The organism is Bradyrhizobium guangdongense (assembly GCF_006483445.1).
GTDB classification, from domain to species: domain Bacteria; phylum Pseudomonadota; class Alphaproteobacteria; order Rhizobiales; family Xanthobacteraceae; genus Bradyrhizobium; species Bradyrhizobium guangdongense_A.
Window position 1 is genome coordinate 1 of sequence record NZ_PPPT01000145.1, and the last position, 2,969, is coordinate 2,969.

3 protein-coding genes are annotated in these 2,969 nt (G+C 67.1%); all 3 read right to left on the bottom strand.

Annotated features, from left to right (window positions below):
* The coding region (locus C2U70_RS20650) for a tannase/feruloyl esterase family alpha/beta hydrolase (RefSeq protein ID WP_140980262.1) at positions 1–461 on the bottom strand (461 nt) is incomplete at its 3' end.
* A gap of 91 nt (positions 462–552) precedes the next feature.
* Positions 553–2,007 (bottom strand): GntP family permease, encoded by a 1,455-nt coding sequence (locus C2U70_RS20655; protein WP_140980263.1) that lies wholly within the window; start codon positions 2,005–2,007, stop codon positions 553–555.
* A 3-nt stretch (positions 2,008–2,010) separates the two neighbouring features.
* The coding region (locus tag C2U70_RS20660) for a patatin-like phospholipase family protein (protein WP_246666807.1) at positions 2,011–2,969 on the bottom strand (959 nt) is incomplete at its 5' end.

A 2,969-nucleotide genomic window follows, 5' to 3' on the forward strand; every position in this document is an offset into this window, starting at 1 on the left:
CCGGAATCGGTGCCGTAGGTGACGAAGCCGCGCGCGAGCGGCGACGGCTTGTCAAAGGGCGCGGCAGGCGGCAGAGCGAGGCCCGTGATCAGCACGCCGTTGAAACCGCCGCCGCCATATTGCACCGATCGGCCGTTCCACTCGACCGGCAGATTGACTTGAAACTTGATCGGCGGCGCCGTCGGATCGGTCGGATCGATATGGCCGAGCACCTTGCAGAATCCGGGATTGGCCGGCGTGATGCGGCCCGCAGGCGTCGGTCCGCGCTCGGCAACGGCAATCGGCGTCGGAGCGAGAAAGGCGACCGTGTCGATCTTTACCGCATCAGTGCGGCCGACGAGACCCTTGCACACGGTATCGGCGTCCTCGGCCAGCGTTGCCGCGCTTGCACCGATTGCGGTCGCCAGTCCCAGCAACAGGGTCGCGACACACGCATGAAGGAACGTTTGATATCGCGCCATTGTTTCCCCCGTTTTTGTCTTGTCGTTCAGTCCGACAGTCGGCCGCATTCAAGGCAACCTTCGTCCGCGCGTCAATCGTCGAGGCGCGCGATCAGAACGATCCCAATGCGCTGCCCAGCACGATGACGGCAACCAAGGCCAGCAACGATGTCACGATGCCGACCATGACGATGTCGAGATAGCTTTCGCGGTGCGTCAATCCGCAGATCGCGAGCAGGCTCACCACCGCGCCGTTATGCGGCAGGATATCGAGCGTGCCCGAGCCGATCACGGCCACACGATGCATCAGCCCGAGATTGATGCCGGTCCGCGACGCGATGTCCACATAGGTCTGGCCCAGCGCATCAAGCGCGATCGTCAGGCCGCCGGAGGCCGAGCCGGTCAGGGCGGCGAGGATGTTGGTCGCCACCGCGAGCGACACCAGCGGACCGCCTTCGATCGACAACACCCAGTCGCGCACCGTCGCAAAGGCCGGCAGCGCGGCGATGACGGCGCCGAAGCCGACGAGGCTCGCCACGCTCAGCGCCGGCAGGACGGATGCATTGGCACCGGCGTCCATGGTCTGCCGCAGCGACGGCAGCCGGCTCCAGTTCAGCACGATGGTGGCGAGGATCGCCGCCGCCAGTGCCACCGCGACCGACCACACGCCGGCGACGGCGGCGAGCGAGGTGCCGCCAAAGCGCTGCTCGGCGAGATAGGAGACGTCGAGCCGCGGCAGCACGATCAGCGACATCACGAGATTGACGATCACGACGGCGACCAGCGGCAGGATCGCGTTCACCACCGGAGCCTGCGTCTCGCTGCGCCGTCCGTGCCGGATCTCCGCCGGGTCGAATTCGCGCGCGGTGGTCGCGCGTTCGCGGATCAGTTCGTCGTCGGCCGCGCGTTCGGCCGCACCATGCGTCTCGACGCCATAGCCTTCGCCGGCCCGGCGCGCGGCGGTCTCGGCCCGCCGCAGCCACCACAGTCCGGCGCCGAGCATGATGAGGGACGCGATGATGCCGAGCCCCGGTGCCGCAAAAGGCGTGGTGCCGAAGAACGGCATCGGGATCGCGTTCTGGATCGACGGCGTGCCGGGGAGAGCCGACATGGTGAAGGTCGAGGTGCCCAGCACGATCGCGGCAGGAATCAGCCGGCGCGGAATGTTGGCGGCGCGGAACAGCGACTGGGCCATCGGCACGATGACGAAGAACGCGACGAACAGGCTGACGCCGCCATAGGTGACGAGCGCGCCTGCGAGCACCACCGCGAGCACCACCCGCCGTTCGCCGAGACGCTCTGCCAAAAATCCGGCCGCGGACCGGACGGCGCCGCTGTCGTCCATCAGCTTGCCGAACACGGCGCCCAGCAGGAAGATCGGGAAGAATTGCGCGAGGAAGCCGGCCGCGCTTGCCATGAACACTTGCGTGAGGTTCGCCAGCAGCGGCTCGCCGCCGAACAGCGCAGCGACGAGTGCCGCTGATGGCGCGAGCAGCAGCACGCTCCAGCCGCGAAAGGCGAACAGCACGAGCAGGCCGAGCCCGATCAATATGCCGAGCAGGCCCATGCCTCAGCACTCCGCGAGCAGCACGTCGAGATCGGCGGTCGTGCGCTTACCGATGTCGTCCCCATGCTCCCCCAGAAATTCATCGGCCGCCTGCCGTCCCTCGGCGCGGAGCATCGAGACGAACTCCCATTCGGCGTTGAGTTTTGAGGATGAACCGAACTTCGCCAGCATGTCGCTCTTGACGCGGTGGGTGCGCATCTTCGCCCAGCGCGCGCCCTCGCCGCTGCCGGGATCGGCGGCCTGGCGGAGCAGCGCGATCATGCGAAGCTCCTTCATCAGCGGCGAGTTGAAGGAGATCTCGTTGAGCCGGTTGAGGATATCGGCAGCCGTTCGCGGCTCATCCGTCCGCTCAGTCGGATTGATCTGCACCAAAATCGTATCATGCGCGTCGCTCTCGCGAATGAGCGGCGTGATTGTCGGGTTGCCGGCATAGCCGCCGTCCCAATAGGGCTCACCGTCGATCTCGATGGCGCGGAACATGGTCGGCAGGCAGGCGGAAGCCAGCAGCACGTCGGCCGTGATCTCGGCGTTGCGGAAGATGCGCCCGCGCCCGGTCCGCACCCGCGTCGCGGTGATAAAGAGCTTGATCGGCGAGCGCGCAAGCCGCTCGAAATCGATGCTCTCGGCCAAGACCTCGCGCAGCGGATTGTAGCCGGTCGGATTGAGGTCGTAGGGCGACAACAGACGCGACATCAAATCGGTGAAGATGTAGGCCGGCGAGGTGTCGAGCGTCCAGCGGCCCATCAGCCGGTCGAGCGGCGAGCGCTGCAGCGGACTGAACGCGGCTGCGCGCGACACCCGCCGCCAATATTGCTCGAGCGCCTCGCGCGCACCCGCCGCGCCGCCCGCCGTCCAACCGTCGGCCAGCACGGCAGCATTCATCGCACCCGCGGACGTTCCGGAGATCGCGGCGATCTCGAGCCATTTCTCTTCGAGCAGCCGGTCGAGCACGCCCCAGGTGA